Here is an 18,139-nt window from a genome sequence, read left to right on the forward strand (position 1 = left end):
ATGGTACTGCAGGGGGGACCCTGTGGGAGAGTAGGACGCCGCCGAACTAATTTTGAATGGGAAACCCCCGCACCTTATGGTGCGGGGGTTTTCTGCGTTCTGTTCGCGTTTTTGTTGTACACCCGTTCCTTCGGTTCCGGAGCGGACCGATACGGTGACGGGCATGAGCGGCCGCGCACAGCTGATGTGGGACGAGGCAGTAACGGGCTATGACTTCGGCCCGGGTCACCCCATGGACCCGGTCAGACTCGGGCTGACCCGAAGTCTCGTCGGCGCCTTCGGGCTCGACCAGGAGCTGGACGTGGTCGCGGCCAAGCGGGCCGGCGACTCGACGCTGCGGCTCGTGCACCGCGAGGACTATGTGGCGGCGGTCAAGGCGGCCTCCGCCGACCCGGGCTCCGCGCACGGCGCGTACGGCCTCGGGACGGAGGACGACCCGGCCTTCGCCGGCATGCACGAGGTGTCGGCGCTGATCGCCGGACAGTCGGTGGGGGCGGCCGAGGCGGTGTGGCGCGGCGAGGCCCTGCACGCCGTGAACTTCGCGGGCGGGCTGCACCACGCCATGCCCGGCGGCGCCTCGGGTTTCTGCATCTACAACGACGCGGCGCTGGCGATCGCGCGCCTGCTGGAGCTGGGCGCCGAACGGGTCGCGTACGTGGATGTCGACGTACACCACGGGGACGGGGTCCAGGCCGCGTTCTGGGACGACCCGCGCGTTCTGACGATCTCGCTGCACGAGCACCCCCGGACCCTGTTTCCGCAGACCGGGTGGCCCGAGGAGACAGGCGCGGCAGACACGGCCGAGGGATCCGCCGCGAATGTCGCGCTGCCGGCCGGAACCGGCGACGCGGGCTGGGTGCGGGCCTTCCACGCCGTCGTACCCGAACTCCTCGCGGAGTTCCGCCCGCAGGTACTCGTGACGCAGCACGGCGCCGACACGCACTTCGAGGACCCCCTCGCGCACCTCGCCGTCTCGCTGGACGCCCAGCGGGCCGTGCAGGTCGCCTGCCACGAGCTGGCCCATGAGTACGCCGAAGGACGGTGGGTCGCGCTGGGCGGCGGGGGATACGCCGTGGTGGATGTGGTGCCGCGGTCCTGGACGCATCTCGTGGCTGTCGCCGCGGGGCGGCCCGTGGCGCCCGAGAGCCCGGTCCCCGAGTCCTGGCGGCAGGAAGTGTACGCCCGTACACGGCAGTTGGCGCCCGGCCGGATGACGGACGGGCGATGGCCGGTGGGCTGGAAGGAATGGGAGTCGGGGTACGACCCCGCCGACCGGCTCGACCAGGCCGTCCTCGCGGCGCGGCGTGCGGTGTTCCCCCTGCGGGGGTTGCTGGCGTAGAACGGCTCCTCCCCGACCCGGGGCGGGGATTGGCCGGTATTGTGCCCCCGTTAGCCCAACTGTGGGGGTTTTCCGGGGTTTTGACGGCTCGTATGCCCGCGATGCGCCAGCATCGGACCGTGTTGACCACCGGCGCCCTGCGCGCGCACCTGTTGGCGGCTCGGCTGGCCGGGCCCGTGGCCACCTCCAGGGAAGAGAGCCTGCGGAGCTATCGGCTCTTCGCGGCCCGGGATCCCCGGATGCTGCTCGGGCTCGACCCCGAGTGGAGCTGGGGGTGTGCGGACCTGCTGCGGCTGATGGCCGACAAATGCGGGGTCTCGGCGGATCCGCGGCACACCACGGGGGCCGACGTCATCGATCCGGAGCGGACACTGCGGGCCCTCGACGCCTTCGCGGAGCGGCTGGCCGACGCGGCGCGACGGCGGCTGCCGGTACTCTTCGGAACCGGGCACCCGCACCGGTTACTGGGCTTCTACGCCGCGTTGGCGGACGCCATGTCGGCGGCAGGGTGCACGGTCCTCACCCCCGCGCAGGGCAACAGTGTCGACATAACGACCCGGTTCGGCCTACGTACGTACAACCTTGACTACGTACAAGGAGTCGCGCTGGTGCGCGAACCCGGCGCGCGTTCCACCGGGAGTGAGACCGGCGCACACACCCATTCACCACTCCCGGTTCGGGCCGTTCTGGATGCCGCGGCACAGGCCGGCGGACCGCTTCCCGAGTTGGTCGTCGGAGATCACGGATGGGTCTGCGGAGCAGGTCAGCTGGGGTTCGAGGCGATCGGTCTGGCGGATACGGACGATCCCGCGCTGTTCGTAGGAGAGGCCGAGGGGCGGGTGTCCGTCGTCGTTCCACTTGATGACGCTGTGCGGTCTGATTACTACCGACCGCTTACTCGCTATGTACTCAATCGAGCGTGTCTGTCACAGTAGGCGGCCGATGGCTGCTCCTCTTCCCCACTCGCATCATCCGCCCCTAGTCTGGGGAGTGAGCGCGCAGCGACGAAGAGTCACCGGAAGGGGAAGCCGGTGCCCGTCATGTGCGGAAGGTTCAGGTGGGGTGTCATGGCTGAGAACCAGAGGCCGCTGAACGAGGTTCAGTTTCTGACCGTGGCGGAAGTCGCCTCGGTGATGCGAGTGTCCAAGATGACCGTGTACCGCCTGGTGCACAGCGGTCATCTGCCCGCCATTCGGGTCGGAAGGTCCTTCCGGGTCCCGGAGCAGGCGGTTCACGAGTACCTCCGCGAGTCCTATGTGGGGGTCGAGGCAGGCTGAGCGCAGGGGCCCGAGGGCCCCTCGCCGCAGGGTCCGCGAAGGATCGATGGCCCTCGATTACGTCCCTCACGCGGGGGCAGGTAGGCTAGGCCGACGTAGGTCGTGTGGGCCCAGTCTGCTGCCCCGCACCGAGTGAAGAGAAGTGAGCGAGGGTAGTCGTGGGCTCTGTTATCAAGAAGCGGCGTAAGCGGATGGCCAAGAAGAAGCACCGCAAGCTGCTGAAGCGCACTCGCGTTCAGCGTCGCAACAAGAAGTAGGCGATCGCTGCACAGCGAATTTCGAAGCCCCTCACCACCGGTGGGGGGCTTCGGCATGTTTGGAGCCCTCCTGCGCGGTACTTGAGGGGCGTCGACTTGGTCCGTACGTACCCCTGTGGCCGTCGTCACTTCCCGCAGCACGCGGTCATCACAGCGCAACACGGACCCGCTAGCGTGGGCCGGGACACAGTCGGCTGTGTGCGGCGAGGGTTGGGGAAAGGCAGGCGCTGATCTTGGGCAAGGTCGTGCTCGTGACCGGAGTGGCCCGACAGCTGGGCGGGCGGTTCGTCCGCCGCGTCCAGCGCGACCCGGAGGTCGACCGGGTGATCGCCGTCGACGCGATCCCACCCGAGCACCATCTCGGCGGCGCCGATTTCGTCCAGGCCGATATCCGGCAGCCCGCGATCGCCAAGGTGCTCGCCGAGTACGGGGTGGACACGGTCGTCCACATGGACGTGACGGCGACGGCGCTCGGCCGGGGCGGCCGGGGCTCGGTCAAGGAGACCAACGTCATCGGCACCATGCAGCTGCTCGGCGCCTGCCAGAAGTCGCCGACGGTGAAGCGGCTCGTGGTGAAGTCCAGTACGAGCGTGTACGGCTCCGCGCCCAAGGACCCCGCGGTCTTCACCGAGACCACACCGCCGAAGTCGCTGCCCAGCGGTGGCTTCGCCAAGGACACCGTCGAGGTCGAGGGCTATGTGCGCGGCTTCGCGCGGCGCCGCCCCGACGTGGCGGTGTGCGTGCTGCGCTTCGCGAACATCCTGGGTCCCGCGGCGGAGTCCCCGCTCGCCGAGTACTTCTCGCTGCCGGTCCTGCCGACCGTGTTCGGCTACGACCCGCGCCTCCAGTTCGTCCACGAGGACGACGCGGTCGAGGTGCTGCGCCTGGGCTCGCACGAGCCGCGCCGCGGGACCCTCAACAGCGGCACGTTCAACATCGCTGGCGACGGGCAACTGCTGCTCTCGCAGTGCTCGCGGCGGCTCGGCCGCCCCACCGTGCCGGTGCTGCTGCCGGCCGTCACCTGGGTCGGTTCGGCGCTGCGCACGCTCGGCATGACGGACTTCTCGCCGGAGCAGATCCGCCTGCTCACGCACGGCAGGGTCGTGGCCACCCGGCAGATGCGCGAGACACTGGGATTCGAACCGAAGTACACGACCGCGGAGACGTTCGCGGACTTCGTGCGCAGCCGGGGCCCCGGCCTGCTGCCGCCGGGTGCCCTCGCGGGGGCTGTGGACCGGATCGCCGCGCTGCCCGTCGCGGGTGGCAACCGATGCGCCAACTGAGGAGAGCGGCAACGATGGCGGACGCCAAGGTCATTCCGTTCGACGACGACCGGTCGCGCGGGGGTGCGCAGCGCACGCCGCGCCGCAGGTCCGCGCCCCGGCTCACGGGCGATCCCGCGCCCGTGAGCGAGGTCAAGGCGCTGCCGGGCCAGCAGGACGGCCGGGAGGAGGCTAAGCCGCGGGTCGAGCGGCCCGAACCGCAGGAGGCGGCGCCGCCGCCGGCGCGCGGTGGTGGCTGGGACCGGCGCGTCGCCGGGGGCCTGGCCTTTCTGCGGCGGCGGCTCACCGGTGAGTACGAGGTCGACGACTTCGGTTACGACGAGGAGCTGACCGACCAGGTCCTGATGTCGCTGCTCCGCCCCTTCTACGAGAAGTACTTCCGGGTGGAGGTGAAGGGCGTCGAGAACATACCCGCGGACGGCGGGGCGCTGATCGTCGCCAACCACTCCGGGACCCTGCCGCTGGACGGCCTGATGATGCAGGTCGCGGTGCACGACAACCACCCGCAGGGCCGGCATCTGCGGCTGCTCGCCGCCGACCTCGTCTTCATGCTGCCGGTCATCAACGAACTGGCCCGCAAGGCGGGGCACACGCTGGCCTGCGCGGAGGACGCGGAGCGGCTCCTTGAGCGGGGCGAGCTGGTCGGGGTGATGCCGGAGGGCTTCAAGGGCATCGGGAAGCCGTTCAGCGAGCGCTACAAACTCCAGCGGTTCGGCCGCGGCGGCTTCGTCTCGACGGCACTGCGGACGGGTTCCCCGATCGTGCCGTGCTCGATCGTCGGCGCGGAGGAGATCTACCCGATGATCGGCAACGCCAAGACGCTGGCGCGTGTCCTGGGCTTCCCCTACTTCCCGATCACGCCGACGTTCCCGTGGCTCGGTCCGCTGGGCGCGGTGCCGTTGCCGACGAAGTGGACGATCCAGTTCGGTGAGCCGATCCCGACGGACGGCTATCCGCCGGAGGCGGCGGAGGACCCGATGCTGATGTTCAACCTCACCGACCAGGTGCGGGAGCAGATACAGCACTCGCTGTACAAGCTGCTGGTGCAGCGGCGGTCCGTGTTCTTCTGAGGCTCTGGTGACGCGTGGGTTTCTCGCGTACGTACGTGAGGGGGGCGCCCTCCACATCAGGAGGGCGCCCCCCTCACGTACGTACTGACGAGGGTTACCTTGCGTCCTCCTCGTCGATGCCCAGCTCCGGGAGCAGACCGGGCAGGAGCGGGGGCAGAGTGACGTCCGGCTTGGCCGAGGGGCGGGTCTTGCCGGGCTTGCTCCTGCCGTCCGACGGGGCCGGAGGTGTCTTCCTGTCGGCGGGCGGGTCGAGGAGATCGCCGACGCTGCCGCCGAGGACGTCGTCGTCCGGGCTGTGCGGCGAGGAGGGCCTGGGCTTGCCGCCTCCGCCCGGATCGCCGCGGTGCCCGCTGCCGCTGCCCGAGGGGGTGGAGGAGTGTCCGTCCGCGCCGTCCGAGCCGGTGGGGCTCTGCGGGGCCCGGCCGGACGGGCCGCCCTTCGCGGGCGGGCGCGGCAGCAGCGCGCGCAGCGGCTCGACCTCTTCGTCTATGGCGTCGAAGACCGAGTCCACCTGCGCGCCCACGTCACCCAGCTGGACCGGCAGGCGGTCCTGGAGGTCGCTCCAACTCTCGCGGTGCGACCGGGAGAACGCGGACAGCGCCTGGATCGGGCCGAGCGAGCCGTCGCGCTCGTACGCCTCGAGGAGCAGACGGTGGCCCTCGGTGGCGTCGTGCCGCATGCCGGAGAGGGCACGCCTGACCTCGCCGACGGATTCGTGGTCGAGCGGGCCGGTGCGGCCGCGCTCCATGAGCCTGCGGGCCTCGCTCAGCCGGGTGGAGGCCTGGTCGAGGTAGAGCTGGCCGCGGTCCGCGTCGCCGTCGGCCATGCCCAGCTTGAGGTCCTCCATGCCGCGCTTGAGGCCGTACAGCGAGTCGCCCGGGAGGGCGTCCGAGCTGGCGGCGGCGACTCCGCCGAAGGCACCGGCCGCGACGCCGACGGTGAGGCCGCCCGCCGCGATGCCCTTGGAGAGGCGGGAGCGGGGCCGCAGCTTGTGCAGCGGGCCCGCTCGGTGGGCGCCCTTGCGGGAGCGCTGTTCGGGCACCGAGGCACGGCTGCCGCCCTCGAGGAACATGGCTTCCATCGCGGCCACGAGCTGGGCGCGCTGGACGACCTTGACCTCGGGGTCGAGGGCGGGTTTGGGCAGCGCGTCGAGGCTGTCCGCCAGGGCCAGCATGCGGCCCTGCTCGGTCGGCTCGGCGCGGGCCACGGTGGTTTCGGTGGACTCCACGGATGCGGCCGCGGGCGCGGTGGACGCGGAGTCCTCGGACTGCTCGGACTGCTCGGCCGCCGGGTCCTGGTCGGAATGCTCCTCCAGGGCCTGGGCGAAGGCGTTCGCCCGCCGGTGGGCCGATACGTTCGCGATCACTGGCGGCACCTCCTCTCGTCATGACGGTCGACTCCCCAGGGGGTCCTGAGGGTTGCCTGCCCTGAACGGTTCCACACGATCGAGTGAGTGTGGGTGTTCGGGGTGGCGACCACAGGGAGCCTGCATCCCGCACAACGAGCGTCGCGGCACTTGGGTTACGGACGGAGGATGATCGGACCGCGAAGAATCGGCGAGGGGCCGTGGCGGCCATCTGGTCGCCACGGATGGTGAGTTGAGCGCTACGGACCGCTACGGAGCGCTAGCGCGCGTCGTCCGGGAGGAGGCGGGCGAGCGTGCGCACCGCCCGGTACTGGAGGGTTTTGATCGCGCCTTCGTTCTTGCCCATGACGCGAGCGGTCTCGGCGACGGAGAGGCCTTGGAGGAACCGCAGGGTCACGCACTCCTGCTGCTGGGGGTTGAGGCGGCGGACGGCTTCGAGCAGTGCCGCGTTCGACAGGGACTCCAGGACGGAGTCCTCGGGGCTGCGCTCGACCTCGTTGGCGTCGAGCATTTCGCCGGTGGTCACTTCGAGGCGGAAGCGGCTCGACTTGAAGTGGTCGGCGACCAGATTGCGAGCGATCGTGACCAGCCAGGCGCCGAAGTCACGACCCTGCCAGGTGAAGGTGCCGATGCGGCGCAGGGCGCGCAGAAAGGTCTCGCTGGTGAGGTCCTCGGCGGTCGCCTTGCCGCCGACGCGGTAGTAGATGTAGCGGTAGACCGTGTCGCTGTACTGGTCGTAGAGGCGGCCGAAGGCGTCGGACTCGCCGGCCTGGGCGCGCTCGACCAGGTCCATCATGCGGGCACTGTCGCTGTCGGCGGCGGGACGGCGGGGGGTGGGCGTTGAGGCGGCGGCGCCGGCGGCGGAGCGGGACCGTCTGCCGACTGCCGCACCGCCGTCCGCCAGGGCATAGCAGGGCCCGGCGGGTGCGGGGACGGCGAAGACGGGGACGGCGGGGACGGCGTACGCGGTGGGGACGAAGCCGCGCAAGCGGTCGATGACCGTTGCGCGCAGCGTAGCCAGGCCCGAGGCGTCAACCCCGACGTGTGGGTACACGGGACTCCCAGAGGCAGAGCTTCCATCACGTGCAGTACGGAACCGTTCACTCGTCGTAGCGACGTGCGGGGTCCCTCATGCGTTTGAGGAGAATAACGCTTCGTACAGGCAGTGCTACACCCAGTTGCTCAAATCATCGATTACGTCGCTTCTGTAACCGATTTGCGGCGCTTCAAGTATCAGAGAGTGAGCGCTTGTTGATCAGAACGGTTCACATTCCGTCGCCACGTGGGGCGTGTTGTGCCCGAGTTCAACCCGCGGGACTGGCCGGAGGCGGGGCGGGGTAGGAGCGGGGGAATGCGCGGTGACCGGCGGCGTTACGGGCGGGGGCCGGTGACGGTGAGTCAGTGGCGGCGGCGGTGCAGGGCGATCGCCGCGGCCGTGCCGCCCGCGAGTGCGCCGACGCCCGCCGCGGCGGGGATGCCGACCTTCGCGGCCTTGCGGCCGGTGCGGTAGTCGCGCAGCCGCCAGTCCCGCTCGCGGGCGTACTTGCGCAGCTTGGCGTCGGGGTTGATCGCGTACGGGTGCCCGACGAGCGAGAGCATCGGGATGTCGTTGTGCGAGTCGCTGTACGCGGCGCAGCGGCCGAGGTGCAGTCCCTCGGCGGCGGCCAGGGCGCGGACGGCCTCGGCCTTGGCGGGGCCGTGCAGGGGTTCGCCGACGAGCTTGCCGGTGTAGACGCCGTCGATGGACTCGGCGACGGTGCCGAGGGCGCCGGTCAGGCCGAGGCGGCGGGCGATGACCGTGGCGATCTCCACCGGGGCGGCGGTGACCAGCCAGACCTTCTGGCCCGCGTCGAGGTGGGCCTGGGCGAGGGCGCGGGTGCCCGGCCAGATGCGCTCGGCCATGTACTCGTCGTAGATCTCCTCGCCGATGGTCATCAGCTCGGCGACGCGGTGGCCCTTGACGATGGAGAGGGCGCTGTCGCGGGCGTCCTGCATGTGCTCGGGGTCCTCGACGCCCGCGAGCCTGAACCACGCCTGCTGCCAGGCGAATCGGACCAGTTCCTGGCGCTCGAAGAACTTCCGCTTGTACAGGCCGCGGCCGAAGTGGAAGATCGCGGCGCCCTGCATCACGGTGTTGTCGAGGTCGAAGAAGGCGGCGGCCTCCACGTCGCCGACGACGGGGAACTCCGGTTCGCCGGGGCGTTCCTCGGGCACGGTCCGCCCGGTGAGTTCCTCCAGCTCCTGGGAGGATTTGCGGGCGGCCTCGGCCGAGGCCTCGCCTGCCAACACGCTCCGCGCCGTGGCGGAGCGCCTACGGGGGGTGAGCCATCCGAGAGCGGCCATGCCGTGAGCATAGCTAGTTCGTTCGGTGGTTCCGGAGTCGGTGGGATGCCGCCCCGTGAACTCTTCGCGGCGGGGCCGTTAAACGGCGCGGGCCCGGTGCGGGCGCCGGGCGCGTCGGCGGGGCGAGAATGGGGGCATGAGCCCGATTTTTCGTCGTACGGAGAAGAAGAAGCCCGCGGATCGCACGGTCACCCTGATCGGGAAGCCGGGCTGTCATCTGTGTGATGACGCACAGCTGGTGATCGAGAAGGTCTGCGGGGAGCTGGGGGCCGCGTGGGAGAAGAAGGACATCACGCAGGACGAGGAGCTGCACCGGGCCTACTGGGAGCAGATCCCGGTCGTCCTGGTGGACGGGGAGCAGCACACCTTCTGGCGGGTGGACGAGGCTCGGCTGCGGCGCGAGCTGGCCGGCTGACCGTCGGGAGTTACTGACCGGGTAGTCCAAACTGGCCGCGAAGTCGTTTACGCTTTGGGGCGGTTTTGGTCTCGGGGGCGATGATCGTGAGGGAGAGTGTGCGGTTTTGCCCCCATCCAATAAGCAACGGCGCCGCCCGCGCTCCGGTTCCACGATCGTGCGCCGGGGGCGCGTGACCCCGGTCACGTTGGCCGGGCAAATCGGACACAATCTTTGTGCACGCGTTCACAAAGACATAGCCTGCTGTCGACGGGGCGGTCTGGGGACGAGTGACCGCCTACAGCCCCGCTCTACCCGCAGGAGCACCGTGGCAACTGGCCGAACTCACCGACCGGCGACCCGCAGCCGAGGGATTCCCGAGGCCACTGTCGCCAGGCTTCCGCTGTACCTCCGAGCCCTCACCGCACTGTCGGAGCGCTCGGTGCCCACGGTCTCCTCCGAGGAGCTCGCGGCCGCCGCGGGGGTCAACTCCGCGAAGCTGCGCAAGGACTTCTCGTACCTCGGTTCGTACGGGACGCGAGGCGTCGGCTACGACGTCGAGTATCTCGTCTACCAGATCTCCCGTGAACTGGGCCTGACGCAGGATTGGCCGGTTGTCATCGTCGGCATCGGCAACCTCGGCGCCGCCCTGGCCAACTACGGCGGGTTCGCCTCGCGTGGTTTCCGGGTCGCCGCGCTGATCGACGCCGATCCGGCAATGGCCGGAAAGCCCGTCGCCGGCATGCCCGTGCAGCACACCGACGACCTTGAGCGGATCATCGAGGACAACGGCGTCTCGATCGGTGTCATCGCCACCCCGGCCGGGGCCGCCCAGCAGGTCTGCGAGCGGCTCGTCGCCGCGGGTGTGACCTCCATCCTGAACTTCGCGCCGACCGTGCTCTCCGTGCCGGACGGCGTCGACGTACGCAAGGTCGACCTCTCCATCGAGTTGCAGATCCTCGCCTTCCACGAGCAGCGCAAGGCCGGTGAGGAGGCCGCCGCGGACGGTGTCGCGCCGCCCGTCGCGGCCAAGCCGCACCGCAAGGGACCCGACGGGGACGTCCCCGCCGTGATGCCGGCATGAGTCTCCTGGTCGTAGGGCTGAGTCATCGCAGCGCTCCGGTGAGCGTCCTGGAGCGCGCCGCGCTGCCCGCGGACACGCAGGCGAAGCTGTTGCAGGACTCGGTGGCCGCCGAGCCCGCGGCCGAGGCGGCCGTGCTCGCCACCTGCAACCGCATCGAGCTGTACGCGGACGTCGACAAGTTCCACGCGGGTGTCGCCGAGCTGTCGACGCTGCTCGCGCAGCACAGCGGGGTGGGCCTGGACGAGCTGACTCCTTATCTGTACGTCCACTACGAGGACCGGGCCGTCCACCACCTCTTCTCGGTGGCGTGCGGGCTCGACTCGATGGTCGTCGGCGAGGGGCAGATCCTCGGGCAGATCAAGGACGCCCTCGCGCGTGCGCAGGAGCTGCACACCGCGGGCCGGCTCCTCAACGACCTGTTCCAGCAGGCCCTCAGGGTCGGCAAGCGCGCGCACTCCGAGACCGGGATCGACCGGGCCGGGCAGTCGCTCGTCACCTTCGGCCTCGAACAGCTCGCCGTGCGCGAGCCGGTCGAGACGTGGGCCAAGGGCAAGCGGGCCCTGGTCATCGGCGCGGGCTCCATGTCCTCGCTCGCCGCGGCGACGCTCGCGCGAGCCGGGGTCGAGGAGGTCGTGGTCGCCAACCGCACGCTGGAGCGCGCCGAGCGGCTCGCCGCCATCCTGGGGGAGCAGGGCGACGCGGGCGTGCGGGCGCGAGCCGTGCCCATGGACCAGGTGGCCCACGAACTGACACGTGCAGATGTGGCGGTGTCCTGCACGGGCGCCACCGGTCTGGTGCTGACGGCGGACGCGGTCGCCGCGGCCGTCGAGGGGCGCCTGCCCGCGGGCGCCGCCTGGCCGGGTGACGTCCCGGCGCAGGCCAGGAACGGCTCGGCCGGCCAGGGCGCGGCGCAGCCGACCGTGGCCGACGAGGGCTGCCCCGTCGACCTCTCCGCGCCGCGCGGCTTCTCCGTCGCCGGTGAGGCCGCCGTCGCCGGGATGGACGCCGCGTCCCTGGAGCAGCACGCCGCCTGGGTGGACAACGCCCCGGCCGAGCGCCGCGAGGAGAAGTCCGACCCGCAGGCCGAGGCGGACGCCATCGCCGCGCTGGTGGCGGCCGCGCGTGTCTCGGGCCGGCTGCCCGAGCGGCGCAGGCCCCTGCCGTCGGCGAGTGCGGCCCGCCCGGCCGTGCTGGCCCTGCTCGACCTCGCCATGCCCCGCGACATCGACGCCGCCGTGCACCGCATCCCCGGCGTACGGCTCGTCGACATCGAGTCACTGGCCGAGGCCTCCGCCGACGCCCCCATGGCCGCGGACGTCGAGCAGGTGCGCGGCATCGTCTCCGACGAGGTCGCCGCCTTCGGTGCCGCGCAGCGCGCCGCGCACATCACGCCGACCGTGGTCGCCCTGCGCACCATGGCCGCCGATGTGGTGGCGAGCGAGATCGCGCGGCTCGACGGACGGCTGCCGGGCCTCGGGGACAAGCAGCGCGCGGAGATCACGCAGACCGTGCGCCGCGTCGTGGACAAACTGCTGCACGCGCCGACGGTGCGGGTCAAGCAGCTGGCGAGCGAGCCGGGCGGCGCCGGGTACGCGGACGCGCTGCGCACGCTGTTCGACCTCGACCCGCAGACGGTCGCGGCGGTCAGCAGGGCCGACCACCTGACCGCGGACCGCCCGAACCCCGACCACTTGAACAACGAGAACGACGACCCGAATAGAGGCCGGGCATGACCGAGAGGGCTCTGAGGCTCGGGACCAGGCGCAGCAAGCTGGCCATGGCCCAGTCGGGCCAAGTGGCCGAAAAAGTGCGGCAGTTGACCGGCCGTGCCGTCGAACTCGTGGAGATCACGACGTACGGCGACGTCTCGCGCGAGCACCTGGCGCAGATCGGCGGCACCGGCGTCTTCGTGGCCGCCCTGCGCGACGCGCTGGTCCGGGGCGAGGTCGACTTCGCCGTGCACTCGCTCAAGGACCTGCCCACCGCGCAGCCCGAGGAACTCGTCCTCGCCGCCGTGCCGGAGCGCGAGGACCCCCGCGACGTCCTGATCGCGCGCGACGGGCTGACCTTCGCCGAGCTGCCCGACGGCGCTCGGGTCGGCACCGGCTCGCCGCGCCGCATGGCGCAGCTGAACGCCTACGCGCGCAGCCACGGCATGACCATCGACACCGTGCCGATCCGCGGGAACATCGACACCCGCGTCGGATACGTGCACAACGGAGAGCTGGACGCCGTCGTGCTCGCCGCCGCCGGACTGAGCCGCATCGGCCGGACCGACGAGGTGACCGACTTCCTGTCGGTCGACACCGTTCTGCCCGCCCCCGGCCAGGGGGCACTGGCGATCGAGTGTGCCGCGCACAACGCGTCACTCACCGCCGCGCTCGCCGAACTCGACGACCCGTACACCCGGGCCGCCGTCACCGCCGAGCGGTCCCTGCTCGCCGCCCTGGAAGCCGGTTGCAGCGCACCTGTGGGTGCGTTGGCCGACTTGCTGGCCGACGGGCAGATTGTCAAGGAAATGCGCCTGCGCGGCGTCGTCGGTACGACCGACGGCTCGACGCTGGTGCAGCTGTCCACCACCGGTCCCGTGCCCGAGACGGAGACGCAAGCCATGGCGCTTGGTCGCGAACTCGCGGTCGAGATGCTCGCCAAGGGCGCGGCCGGTCTGATGGGGGAGCGAGCACTTTGAGCCCCACCTCGAACCTTCCCGGCATTCCCGCACACGGGCACGTCACCTTCCTGGGTGCCGGACCCGGAGATCCGGGACTGCTGACCCTGCGCGCCGTCGAGGCGCTGGCCCGAGCGGATGTGCTGATCGCCGAGCCTGATGTGCTCGACGTCGTCCGTGTGCATGCCAAGGGAGGTGTGGACACACCCCTGCCGCCGACCACTGACGACACGTCAGCAACCGCGGACACGACGACGATCCGAGTCGCCGCCAATCTTGTCATGGAGGCCGCGAGGGGCGGCAAGCGGGTCGTGCGCGCGGTCAGCGGCGACCCCGGCCTCGACACGGACGCGGCGCAGGAGATGCTCGCCTGCGCCGCCGAGGGCATCTCCTTCGAGGTCGTGCCGGGTGTCGCGGCCGCGGTCGGTGTGCCCGCGTACGCCGGTGTGCCGCTGCGGGACTCGCAGGGCGCGGACGTCCGGTTCGTCGACGCCCGTACGGCGTCCGACCGCTGCTGGAGCGAGGTCGGCGCTTCCGACGGGACCGCGGTGGTCTCCGCGTCGCTCGACTCCGTCGCGGCGGCCGCGGGCGAGCTGGTGGCCGCGGGCCGCAAGCCGGACACCCCGATGACGGTGACCGTCGCCGGTACGACGACGCGCCAGCGCACCTGGAACGCGACGCTCGGCACCATCGCGCAGGTCCTCAAGCAGGCGAAGGTGCTGCCCTCGCCCGACGGGGGGCAGCCCGTCATAGCCGTGGTCGGCGAGCGCTCCGCCGCCGCCCAGCGCGACCAGCTGTCGTGGTTCGAGTCGAAGCCCCTCTTCGGCTGGCGCGTGCTCGTCCCGCGTACGAAGGAGCAGGCGGCCTCGCTCTCCGACCAGCTGCGCTCCTACGGCGCGGTGCCGCACGAGGTGCCGACCATCGCGGTCGAGCCGCCGCGCACGCCCCAGCAGATGGAGCGCGCGGTCAAGGGCCTGGTCACCGGGCGGTACGAGTGGATCGCCTTCACGTCCGTCAACGCGGTGAAGGCGGTGCGGGAGAAGTTCGAGGAGTACGGGCTCGACGCGCGTGCCTTCGCCGGGATCAAGGTCGCGGCCGTCGGTGAGCAGACGGCCGCCGCGCTGATCGCCTTCGGCGTCAAGCCCGACCTGGTGCCGAGCGGCGAGCAGTCGGCCGCGGGCCTCCTGGAGGACTGGCCGCCCTACGACCCGGTCTTCGACCCGATCGACCGTGTCTTCCTGCCGCGGGCCGACATCGCCACGGAGACGCTGGTCGCCGGTCTCATCGACCTGGGCTGGGAGGTCGACGACGTCACGGCCTACCGGACCGTGCGCGCCTCGCCGCCGCCGGCGGAGACGCGGGAGGCCATCAAGGGCGGCGGTTTCGACGCCGTGCTCTTCACGTCCTCCTCGACCGTGCGCAACCTCGTCGGCATCGCGGGCAAGCCGCACAACGTGACCGTGATCGCGTGTATCGGCCCCGCCACCGCGAAGACGGCGGAGGAGCACGGGCTGCGGGTGGACGTGATGGCTCCGGAGCCCTCGGTGCACAAGCTGGCCCAGGCGCTGGCCGACTTCGGTTCGCAGCGGCGGGCCGCGGCGCTGGACGCCGGGGACCCCGTGACGCGGCCGAGTGAGCGGCGGCCCGGTTCGCGTCGGCGACGCACCGCGCCGTAGGTTCTTGTGGGCGGGCTTCCGGGCCCGCCCACAACGACAGCAGCGTACGAATCCAGGTGACGTCAGTGACGAAGTACGGATCTTTCCCCGGTACGCGGCCGCGGCGGCTGCGGACGACTCCGGCCATGCGGCGCATGGTCGCCGAGACGCGGCTGCATCCGGCCGATCTGATCCTGCCCGCGTTCGTGCGCGAGGGGATCAGCGCTCCGGTGGAGATCGGGTCGATGCCCGGTGTCGTCCAGCACACCCGCGACACCCTGAAGAAGGCGGCCGTCGAGGCGCTGGAGGCCGGGGTCTCCGGGATCATGCTCTTCGGGGTGCCGGAGGAGTCGAAGAAGGACGCCGCGGGGACGGTGGGCACCGACCCCGACGGGATCTTGCAGCTCGCCCTGCGGGACGTGCGTTCCGAGGTCGGCGACGACCTCATCGTCATGTCCGACCTGTGCCTGGACGAGTTCACCGACCACGGACACTGCGGGGTGCTGGACTCCGAGGGGCGCGTCGACAACGACGCGACCCTTGAGCGGTACGCCGAGATGGCCCAGGTCCAGGCCGACGCGGGCGCCCACGTGGTCGGCCCGAGCGGCATGATGGACGGTCAGATCGGCGTCATCCGCGACGCGTTGGACCAGGTCGGCCACGAGGACGTGTCGATCCTCGCCTACACCGTGAAGTACTCCTCGGCGTTCTTCGGCCCCTTCCGCGAGGCGGTCGGCTCGTCGCTGAAGGGCGACCGCAAGACGTACCAGCAGGACCCGGCGAACGCCCGGGAGTCCCTGCGGGAGCTGGCGCTCGATCTGGCCGAGGGCGCCGACATGGTGATGGTGAAGCCCGCCGGGCCCTACCTCGACATCCTCGCGAAGGTCGCCGAGTCGGTGGACGTGCCGGTGGCGGCGTACCAGATCAGCGGTGAGTACGCGATGATCGAGGCCGCCGCCGAGCGCGGCTGGATCGACCGGGACAAGGCGATCATGGAGTCCCTCACGGGGATCAAGCGCGCGGGCGCCAACATGATCCTCACGTACTGGGCCACCGAGGTGGCGCGGCAGCTGTGACCCCGGCCGCGATCCCGGGCCGGTCGGGGCTTGACCTCGACTTCGGTTGAGATCTCAGAGTGGTGTGCACAGCGGTCCACGGAGGACCGGTCCGAGGAGGGCATGATGCACGCCGTTGTTCTGCATGAGTTCGGTCCCGCCGAGAACCTGCGGTACGAGACCTGGCCGGACCCCGTCGCGGGCCCCGGCCAGGTGCGGATCGCCGTACGGGCGGCCGGGGCGCACTTCGTGGAGACCGTGATGCGGGCCGGTGAGGCGTCGGACAAGGCGCCGCCGCTGCCCGAGCTGCCCGCGGTCCTCGGCGGCGAGGTCGCGGGCGTCGTCGACGCGGTCGGCCCCGGCGTGGACGCCTCCTGGCTCGGCCGGCCCGTCGTGACCTCGCACGGGGCGCCCGGCGGGTACGCCGAACTGGCGGTCGCCGCCGTCGACGAGCTGCACGCCGTCCCCGACGGGCTCGGTTTCGAGGACGCCGTGACCATGGTGATGACCGGCGCCACCACCATGGGGCTGCTCGGAGTCGCCCAACTGCGGCCGGACGACGTGGTGTTGGTGACGTCCGCCGCCGGGGGAGTGGGGCGGCTCGTCGTGCAGTACGCGCACGCCATCGGCGCGACGGTCGTCGGGGCGGCGGGCGGACCCGGCAAGGTCGAGGCGGTGCGGGCGCTCGGCGCCGATGTCGCCGTGGACTACAACGTGCCCGGGTGGGCCGAATCCGTCCGCGAACGGCTCGGCGGGCGACCGGTCACCGCCGTCCTGGACGGCGTCGGCGGCGACAAGGCCGCGGCCGCCTTCGAGTTGATCGGGCGGGGCGGGCGGTACGTCGTCATCGGCTGGTCCTCGCAGGAGGCCTTCGAGCCGACGCCGGAGGTCCTTGCCGAGCGGGGCGTGTCGTATGCCAATGCCCTCATGGAGCTGCTCGGGCACCCCGAGGGCGGGCCCGCGCGCGAGCGGGAGGCCCTGGAGGCCGCCGCCAAGGGGGAGTTGGTCCCCTCGTGGCAGGCGTTCCCGCTGGGAGGCCCTCGTACTGGGCGTACTTGGGCTTTCGGCCGACGCGGCGAGAGTGCGTGCCGGGCGTCGCGGCGCAGGCGGGACTTTGCGGACACGCCCTAGGCCCAGCCCGTGGTGGCCGCGCCGTCCAGGCGGCGCGTGCGGTAGCTGTCGGCGTCGAGCGTGACGACCTCCGCGTGATGGGCCAGCCGGTCCACCGTCGCGGACGCCGTCGCGCTGTCGCCGAACGCCTCGTCCCAGCGGCCCAGCGGGCGGTTGCTGGTGACGATGAGCGAGGCCCGTTCGTAGCGGTGCGAGACGAGCTGGAAGAGGAGGCGGGCGGCCTCCGGGTCGAGGGGCACATAGCCGACCTCGTCCACGACGAGCACCGGGTACGCGTCGAGCCCGGCCAGCTCCTCGCGCAGCCGCCCCGCGGCCTTGGCGTCCGCGAGCCGGGCGCCCCACTCGGCAGCGGTCGCGAACAGCACCTGATGGCCGGCCTGGCAGGCCCGTACGCCCAGGGCGACCGCCAGATGCGTCTTGCCGGTGCCGGGGCCGCCGAGCAGCACCACGTTCGCCTTGCGGGTGACGAAGTCGACCTTTCCCAGCCGGGTGATCACCCCCGGCTCGGGCGCCCGCAGATGCCCCTCGTCGAACAGTTCGAGGACCTTCCTGGCCGGGAACCCGGCGGCCTCGATGCGTTCCTCGGCGCCGGACGCGGGACCCGCCGCCTCGGCCGCCCCGGGACCCCGCTGGGCGGGAACGGCCGCGGGCCGCGGGCCCGCGCTCGCGGCCCGCGCACGGCTCTCGTGCGCGGCCATGGGCCCGGACATATAGGCGAGGATGGCCGCGGAGGCGATGAACGCCATGTGGATGACCGTCCCCCACATGAGGTCGTGCCGGGGCGTGTGGTGCACGTCGACGAACATCTGGAGCAGGTGGACCGACGAGATCCCCACGATCGCGGTGGCCAGCTTGACCTTCAGCACGTTGGAATTGACGTGCGAGAGCCACTCGGGCTGGTCGCGGTGGCCCTGGAGGCCGATCCGCGACACGAAGGTCTCGTACCCCCCGACGATCACCATGATCAGCAGATTGGCGATCATCACCACGTCGACGAGCTTGAGCACGGCGAGCATGACGTGCGTCTCGTCCGCCCGGCCGCTGATGACGTGATGGATGAGGTGCCACAACTCGTTGAAGAACTTGTAGACATACACGCCCTGTGCGGCCACCAGGCCGAAATACAGAGGTGCTTGGAGCCAGCGGGTCGCGAAGAGGGCGCACCCCAGAGTGGTCATGTTCGACGGGGGCGGGGCAGAGCGGGACACGAGACCTCC

17 protein-coding genes are annotated in these 18,139 nt (G+C 71.3%); 13 read left to right on the forward strand and 4 right to left on the reverse strand.

Annotation, left to right across the window (positions count from 1 at the left end):
- Positions 1 to 163 precede the first annotated feature (163 nt).
- The 6 genes from IG54_RS0130215 (at position 164) to IG54_RS0130235 (ending at position 5,226) form a co-directional block, all read left to right on the forward strand.
- A complete protein-coding gene (locus tag IG54_RS0130215) occupies positions 164 to 1,339 on the forward strand; it encodes an acetoin utilization protein AcuC (RefSeq protein WP_030791691.1) in 1,176 nt (391 codons plus the stop codon).
- A 119-nt stretch (positions 1,340 to 1,458) separates the two neighbouring features.
- Positions 1,459 to 2,274 (forward strand): phosphatase, encoded by an 816-nt coding sequence (locus tag IG54_RS0130220; protein WP_030791694.1) that lies wholly within the window; start codon positions 1,459 to 1,461, stop codon positions 2,272 to 2,274.
- Between the two features lie 132 nt (positions 2,275 to 2,406).
- Positions 2,407 to 2,616: a helix-turn-helix domain-containing protein gene (locus tag IG54_RS0130225; protein ID WP_062770509.1), complete on the forward strand. Its 210-nt coding sequence runs from the start codon at positions 2,407 to 2,409 to the stop codon at positions 2,614 to 2,616.
- A gap of 158 nt (positions 2,617 to 2,774) precedes the next feature.
- Positions 2,775 to 2,873 (forward strand): 30S ribosomal protein bS22, encoded by a 99-nt coding sequence (locus tag IG54_RS40755; RefSeq protein WP_003948845.1) that lies wholly within the window; start codon positions 2,775 to 2,777, stop codon positions 2,871 to 2,873.
- A 233-nt stretch (positions 2,874 to 3,106) separates the two neighbouring features.
- Positions 3,107 to 4,156 (forward strand): NAD-dependent epimerase/dehydratase family protein, encoded by a 1,050-nt coding sequence (locus IG54_RS0130230; RefSeq protein WP_030791700.1) that lies wholly within the window; start codon positions 3,107 to 3,109, stop codon positions 4,154 to 4,156.
- A 14-nt stretch (positions 4,157 to 4,170) separates the two neighbouring features.
- Entirely contained in the window at positions 4,171 to 5,226 is a 1,056-nt protein-coding gene (locus IG54_RS0130235; protein ID WP_030791703.1) for a lysophospholipid acyltransferase family protein, read from the forward strand.
- A gap of 94 nt (positions 5,227 to 5,320) precedes the next feature.
- On the opposite strand, the gene IG54_RS0130240 is transcribed toward IG54_RS0130235, so the two are convergent.
- The 3 genes from IG54_RS0130240 to IG54_RS0130250 all read right to left on the reverse strand — a co-directional run bounded on the left by IG54_RS0130240 (position 5,321) and on the right by IG54_RS0130250 (position 8,935).
- On the reverse strand, positions 5,321 to 6,592 hold the full coding sequence (locus IG54_RS0130240) for a DUF5667 domain-containing protein (protein WP_030791706.1): 1,272 nt from the start codon (positions 6,590 to 6,592) through the stop codon (positions 5,321 to 5,323).
- A gap of 259 nt (positions 6,593 to 6,851) precedes the next feature.
- Entirely contained in the window at positions 6,852 to 7,646 is a 795-nt protein-coding gene (locus IG54_RS0130245; RefSeq protein WP_030791709.1) for an ECF subfamily RNA polymerase sigma factor, BldN family, read from the reverse strand.
- Positions 7,647 to 7,990: 344 nt separating this feature from the next.
- Positions 7,991 to 8,935, reverse strand: coding sequence for an HAD family hydrolase (locus IG54_RS0130250; protein WP_030791712.1), 945 nt, complete (start codon positions 8,933 to 8,935; stop codon positions 7,991 to 7,993).
- Between the two features lie 136 nt (positions 8,936 to 9,071).
- Between IG54_RS0130250 and IG54_RS0130255 the strand changes: the two genes are divergently transcribed.
- From IG54_RS0130255 to IG54_RS0130285, 7 genes are all read left to right on the forward strand, one after another.
- Positions 9,072 to 9,350 carry a glutaredoxin family protein gene (locus IG54_RS0130255; RefSeq protein ID WP_030791715.1) on the forward strand — a complete coding sequence of 93 codons (279 nt, stop codon included), beginning with the start codon at positions 9,072 to 9,074 and terminating at the stop codon, positions 9,348 to 9,350.
- Positions 9,351 to 9,657: 307 nt separating this feature from the next.
- Positions 9,658 to 10,413 (forward strand): redox-sensing transcriptional repressor Rex, encoded by a 756-nt coding sequence (locus IG54_RS0130260; protein ID WP_030791719.1) that lies wholly within the window; start codon positions 9,658 to 9,660, stop codon positions 10,411 to 10,413.
- Complete coding sequence (locus IG54_RS0130265; RefSeq protein ID WP_030791722.1) at positions 10,410 to 12,146, forward strand: glutamyl-tRNA reductase; 1,737 nt, start codon at positions 10,410 to 10,412, stop codon at positions 12,144 to 12,146. Before IG54_RS0130260 ends, IG54_RS0130265 begins: the two co-directional genes overlap by 4 nt.
- On the forward strand, positions 12,143 to 13,102 hold the full coding sequence (gene hemC / locus IG54_RS0130270) for a hydroxymethylbilane synthase (RefSeq protein WP_030791725.1): 960 nt from the start codon (positions 12,143 to 12,145) through the stop codon (positions 13,100 to 13,102). Before IG54_RS0130265 ends, hemC begins: the two co-directional genes overlap by 4 nt.
- A complete protein-coding gene (locus IG54_RS0130275; RefSeq protein ID WP_030791728.1) occupies positions 13,099 to 14,757 on the forward strand; it encodes a uroporphyrinogen-III synthase in 1,659 nt (552 codons plus the stop codon). The genes hemC and IG54_RS0130275 overlap by 4 nt, the downstream gene beginning before the upstream one ends.
- Before the next feature lie 65 nt (positions 14,758 to 14,822).
- Positions 14,823 to 15,812 (forward strand): porphobilinogen synthase, encoded by a 990-nt coding sequence (gene hemB, locus IG54_RS0130280; RefSeq protein WP_078594699.1) that lies wholly within the window; start codon positions 14,823 to 14,825, stop codon positions 15,810 to 15,812.
- 105 nt (positions 15,813 to 15,917) lie between these two features.
- Entirely contained in the window at positions 15,918 to 16,922 is a 1,005-nt protein-coding gene (locus IG54_RS0130285; protein ID WP_078594711.1) for a zinc-binding dehydrogenase, read from the forward strand.
- Here IG54_RS0130285 and istB read toward each other — a convergent pair.
- Positions 16,919 to 18,130, reverse strand: coding sequence for an IS21-like element helper ATPase IstB (gene istB / locus IG54_RS0130290; RefSeq protein WP_030791737.1), 1,212 nt, complete (start codon positions 18,128 to 18,130; stop codon positions 16,919 to 16,921). The genes IG54_RS0130285 and istB overlap by 4 nt on opposite strands.
- Positions 18,131 to 18,139: the final 9 nt, after the last annotated feature.

The sequence above is a fragment of the Streptomyces sp. NRRL S-920 genome (assembly GCF_000717945.1).
In the GTDB taxonomy this organism is placed as follows: domain Bacteria; phylum Actinomycetota; class Actinomycetes; order Streptomycetales; family Streptomycetaceae; genus Streptomyces; species Streptomyces alboniger.